General features: G+C 76.2%; 5 protein-coding genes. 4 read left to right on the top strand and 1 reads right to left on the bottom strand.

Going from position 1 to position 4967, the window contains the following annotated elements; translation table 11 throughout:
* The 4 genes from ABD308_RS23945 to ABD308_RS23930 all read left to right on the top strand — a co-directional run.
* Positions 1-499: amidohydrolase family protein (locus ABD308_RS23945; protein ID WP_344338444.1), on the top strand; the 499-nt coding region annotated here is incomplete at its 5' end.
* A 383-nt stretch (positions 500-882) separates the two neighbouring features.
* Complete coding sequence (locus ABD308_RS23940) at positions 883-2400, top strand: threonine/serine exporter family protein (RefSeq protein ID WP_344338443.1); 1518 nt, start codon at positions 883-885, stop codon at positions 2398-2400.
* Between the two features lie 229 nt (positions 2401-2629).
* Positions 2630-4288, top strand: a complete 1659-nt coding sequence (locus ABD308_RS23935) for a SulP family inorganic anion transporter (RefSeq protein WP_344338450.1) — start codon at positions 2630-2632, stop codon at positions 4286-4288.
* 9 nt (positions 4289-4297) lie between these two features.
* A complete protein-coding gene (locus tag ABD308_RS23930; protein WP_344338442.1) occupies positions 4298-4651 on the top strand; it encodes a zinc ribbon domain-containing protein YjdM in 354 nt (117 codons plus the stop codon).
* 18 nt (positions 4652-4669) lie between these two features.
* Here ABD308_RS23930 and ABD308_RS23925 read toward each other — a convergent pair.
* Positions 4670-4967: hypothetical protein (locus ABD308_RS23925; protein WP_344338440.1), on the bottom strand; the 298-nt coding region annotated here is incomplete at its 5' end.

The raw sequence follows: 4967 nt of genomic DNA, 5'->3' as shown, positions 1-4967 counted from the left end.
GGCCGCGGGCCTGGCCGGCCGGGTCGTGGTCAGCCACGCCTTCTGCGTCCCGGAACTGGCCGGCGACCGGCTGGACGCGCTCGCCGACCTGCTCGCCGAGGCCGGCGTGGGCCTCACCACCGTCGCCCCCTCGGCGCACCAGGTGCTGCCGTTCCGCGAACTGCGGGCGCGCGGCGTGCGGGTCGGCCTCGGCTCGGACGGCGTGCGCGACTCCTGGAGCCCCTACGGCAACGCCGACATGCTGCACCGCGCCCACCTGCTCGGCTGGACCACCGACGCCCGCACCGACCGGGAGCTGACCGACTGCTTCGCGCTCGCCGCGGACGGCGGCGCCGAGCTGCTCGACCTGCCGCGCGTCACCCTGCGGCCCGGTTCGCCCGCGGACTTCATGCTGCTGGCCGGCGAGTGCCTGCCGCAGGTCGTGATCGACCTCCCCGCCCGCGAGCTGGTCGTCCGGGCCGGCCGCGTGGTCGCCGCGGACGGGCGCCTCCTCGGCTGACGGTCCGGCACTCCCCGGAGGTGGCGCGGGCGGTGTCGATGGCGCGTCCGGACGCGACCGGCGCGAACCGTTCGCGTTCACTCCACCCGGGTGCGCCTGCGTGCGCGTGGCGCGTTCACCGGGCGGTCGCTTCGGGTAGTCGTCCGCATACACTGGGCGACCCGAAGGGGGGTGCTGGCCAGGGAGCGGCGATGCCGGAACACGAACAGCTGGGCCCGTGCGCCGAGCCCGGCGGCCCCGTTGGACCTGTCGGTCCTGCCGGTTCTGTGGGTCCTGCCGGCCCTGTCGGTCCTACCGGGCCGGTCGGGCCGATCGGCCCTCCCCGGCCCGCCGCGCCGTCCGGACCCGTCAGGGGCTCCAAGCCGCCGGCGCGACCGGAGAAGGTGCCGCTCCAGGGCCGCCCGCCCCTGGGCGCTCGGGCCGATACCGGCGAGGTCGACGCGGACCCCGTCGGCACCGGTCCGGGCGCGACCTCCTGGCCGGACCGGATGCTGCCGCTGCTCCGCACGCCCACCGCCGCCCGCCCGCTGCTCCCCGAGCCGCACGGCCCCCGCCGGCCGGGGCCGGCCGAGCTCGTGGCGGTGCTGGACCTCGCCCTCCTGGTGGGGGAGTTGCTGCTGGCCAGCGGCGAGGCGGCGGAGGATGTGGAGGCGGCGATGCTCGCCGTGGCGCTCGCCTACGGCGTCCGCCTGTGCGACCCGCAGGTCACCTTCACCCGGGTCGCGGTCTCCTGCCGGCCGGGCCCGGCCGAGCCGCCGCTGACGGCGGAGCGGTCCGTGCGCCGCCCGTCCGGCGACTACGCGCGGCTGGCGGTGCTCTTCCGGCTGGTCACCGTGATCTCGGCGGGCGGGGTCGACGTCGACGAGGCCCACCGCCGGCTCGCGGCCGGGCTCCTGAACGGCCACCGCTACCCGGGGTGGCTGGTGGCGCTGTCCTGCGGCCTGCTCGCCGGGGCGGTGACGGTCCTGGTCGGCGGCCGCACCGACGCCCGCGCCGCCCTGGTGTTCGCCAGCGCCTTCGTCGCCGCCACGGTGGGCGACCGGCTCGCCGTGCTGGTGGCGCGTCACGACCTCCCGGAGTTCTACCAGTTCGTGCTGGCCGCGACTCCGGCCGCGCTGATCGGCATCCTGCTCTCCTTCAACGGCCTGCACCTGCGCGGCTCGGCGGTGATCACCGGCGGCCTGTACGCGCTGCTGCCCGGGTGGCGGCTGGTCGCCGCCGCGCAGGAGGGCCTCGCGGGCTTCTACCTCACGGCCGCCGCCCGCATCGTCGAGGCGCTGTACCTGATGACCGGCGTGGTGATCGGGGTGACGGCCGTGCTCTACGTCGGGATCAACCACGGCGCGGACCTCGCGGCCCGGGACCTCCCGGTCGGCGCGTCCAACCCGCCGCTCCAGCTCACGGCGGCCGTCCTGGTCACCCTGGCGTTCGCGGTGATGCTGAACACCGAGCCGGGCGCGCTGCCCGCGGTCATGCTGAACGGAACGGCCGGCTGGACGACGTACGACGTGCTGGTCCGCGCGGGCCAGCAGCCGATCGCCGCCGCCGTTCTGGCCGCCGGGCTGGTCGGTCTCTCCGGCCAGGTGATGGCCCGCCACCGGGGCAGTCCCGCGCTTCCGCACGTCACGGCGGCGCTCTGCCCGCTGCTGCCGGGCTCGGTGCTCTACTTCGCCCTGCTCGCGTTCGTCCGCGGTGACGCCGAGACCGGCCTGCGGGGCATGGCCCAGGCCTGCGCCATGGCCATGGCGCTCGCCATCGGCGTCAACCTCGGCCGTGAGGCCGCCCGCCTCTGCCTGCCGGCCCCGTCCCCGGCACCGCCCCCATCCGCGGCTCCTGCGCCCACCCCGGTCCCGCCCCCGTCCGCCCGCCGGCGCGCCCGGCGTGGCCGCCACCGCCGCTGAGCGACGAGCCCCCGGGCCCGTCGCCGCCTCACTACTGTCCGGATCCGGCGCATGCCGAATCAGCGACTTGAAAAATTCTTCATGTTCATACATGCTGGCGTGCCGTTGGACCGGCGCCGGGCTCCGTCGCGCCGGTGGGAACGAGGAGGAAGGAGGCGGGGTGAACGTCGCCGCGTCCGTTCCCGGACGGCTGCGTGCCGTCCTGCCGAACCGGGAGACCCTCGCCACCATGGGGCGTTCGCCCCGCAAGGACCTGATCGCCGGGCTGACGGTCGCCATCGTCGCGCTGCCCCTGGCGCTCGGCTTCGGCATCTCCTCCGGCGCGGGCGCCGAGGCGGGCCTGGCCACCGCCGTCGTCGCGGGCGCGCTCGCCGCCGTCTTCGGGGGTTCCAACCTCCAGGTCTCCGGACCGACCGGGGCGATGACCGTCGTCCTCGTCCCGATCGTCGCCCGCTACGGGACCGGCGGGGTGCTGACGGTCGGGCTGCTCGCCGGAGTGGTCCTCGTCCTGCTCGCGTTCGCCAGGGCCGGCCGGTGGATGGCGTACGTCCCGGTACCGGTGGTGGAGGGCTTCACCCTCGGGATCGCCGGGGTCATCGCCCTCCAGCAGGTACCCGGCGCGCTCGGAGTCGCCAAGCCGGACGGCGACAACCCCGCCGTCGTCGCGGCCGAGGCGGTGCGCGCCTTCGTCGGCACGCCGCACTGGGCGGCGCTCGCCGTGGCCCTCGCCGTGGCGGCGGTGATGCTGATCGGCGTCCGGATACGACCCGCCGTCCCGTTCTCGCTGGTCGCCGTCGTCGCCGCGACCCTCGCCGCCGCCGTCACCGACCTGCCGGTCGCCACCATCGGCCACCTGCCCGCCGGCCTCCCGGCGCCCTCGCTCGGCTTCCTCGACCTCTCCGCCGTCCCCGCCCTGCTGCCCTCCGCGCTCGCCGTCGCCGCGCTGGCCGCGCTGGAGTCCCTGATGTCCGCGACCGCCGCCGACGCGATGAGCGTCTCGGAGCGGCACGACGGCGACCGCGAGCTGTTCGGCCAGGGCCTGGCCAACCTGGCCGCACCGCTGTTCGGTGGCGTCGCCGCCACCGGCGCGATCGCCCGCACCGCCGTGAACGTCCGCTCCGGCGCCGTATCGCGCCTCGCCGCCCTCGTCCACGCCGCCGTCCTGGCGGTGATCGTGTTCGCCGCCGCCCCGCTGGTCGCCGGGATCCCGCTCGCGGCCCTCGCCGGGGTGCTGCTGGCCACCGCCGTGCGGATGGTCGAGGTGGGCTCGCTGCGGGCGCTCGCCCGGACCGGACGCGGCGAGGCCGCCGTCCTGCTGCTCACCGCCGCCGCCACCCTTGCCTTCGACCTGGTCACCGCCGTCGTGGTCGGCCTGCTCGTCTCCGGCGTCCTGGCGCTCGCCGCGGTCGCGCGGGCGGCCAGGGTCGAACAGGTCCCGCTGCACGCCGACCTGCCGCCGGCCGACCACCACGACGAGGAACAGGCGCTGCTCGCCGAGCACATCGTCGCCTACCGGATCGACGGGCCGCTGCTGTTCGCCGCCGCGCACCGCTTCCTGCTGGAGCTCACCGAGAGCGCCGAGGTCGACGTCGTCATCCTGCGGATGTCCCGGGTCAGCGTGATCGACGCCAGCGGCGCCACCGTGCTCGGTGACGCCATCGGCCGGCTGCGCCGCCGTGGCACGCTCGTCCTGGTCTCCGGCGTCCGGGACGAGCACCACCGCCCGCTGGACGCCCTCGGCGTCCTCGACGCGCCGCGCGCCGACGGCCACGTCTTCGCGACCACCCCCGAGGCGATCGCCCACGCCCGTGCCCATCTGCGCGCGCGGGGCGCCGTCACCGGACCCTCGGCCCTGACCTCGGGCACCACCACTCGAACGACTGGATAGTCTGATCACATGAGCGACAACCTCCCCGCCTGCCCCAAGTGCTCCGGCGAGTACACCTACGAGATGGACGCCCTCATGGTGTGCCCCGAGTGCGGCCACGAGTGGGACCCCGCCGCCGGCGGCGGCGAGGCCGCGTCCGGCGAGCGGGTCGTCAAGGACGCGGTCGGCAACGTGCTGAACGACGGCGACACCGTGACCGTCGTCAAGGCGCTCAAGGTCAAGGGCAGCGTCTCCGGCATCAAGGCCGGCACCAAGGTGCGCAACATCCGCCTGGTCGACGGCGTCGACGGCCACGACATCGACTGCCGCATCGAGGGCTTCGGCGCCATGCAGCTCAAGTCCAGCGTCGTCAAGAAGGCCTGAACCCCCGACCGGGGACGGTCAGCAGCGGTCGGCCGGGAACCTGGCGGTGATCGGCCCGCCCGGCCGCGCCCGCGCCAGCCACACCGGGCGGCTGCCCAGCTCGGCCACCGGCGGCGTGACGTAGAGCAGTCCCGGTTCCTCGCCGGGCTCGGCGGTGTCGTAGGCCCCGGCCACCACCAGCCGCAGCGCCGCGCACACCGCCCGGTCGGGATCGGCCGCCGCGCCCGCCGGGTCCAGCCGGGCCGCCAGTCCGAGCAGCGCCTCGCGCAGGGTGTCGGTGAGACGGGCGACGGGCGCCCCGTCCAGGGCGGGGTGG

The organism is Kitasatospora putterlickiae (genome assembly GCF_039527695.1).
GTDB lineage: Bacteria > Actinomycetota > Actinomycetes > Streptomycetales > Streptomycetaceae > Kitasatospora > Kitasatospora putterlickiae.
Note: the sequence above shows the minus strand (reverse complement) of the source record. Positions and strands in the feature narration are given on the sequence as shown.

Coding starts and splice junctions, on each gene's coding strand:
- ABD308_RS23930 (WP_344338442.1), top strand. CDS start 4,298: ATGAGCGACAACCTCCCCGCCTGCCCCAAGTGCTCCGGCGAGTACACC.
- ABD308_RS23935 (WP_344338450.1), top strand. CDS start 2,630: ATGGGGCGTTCGCCCCGCAAGGACCTGATCGCCGGGCTGACGGTCGCC.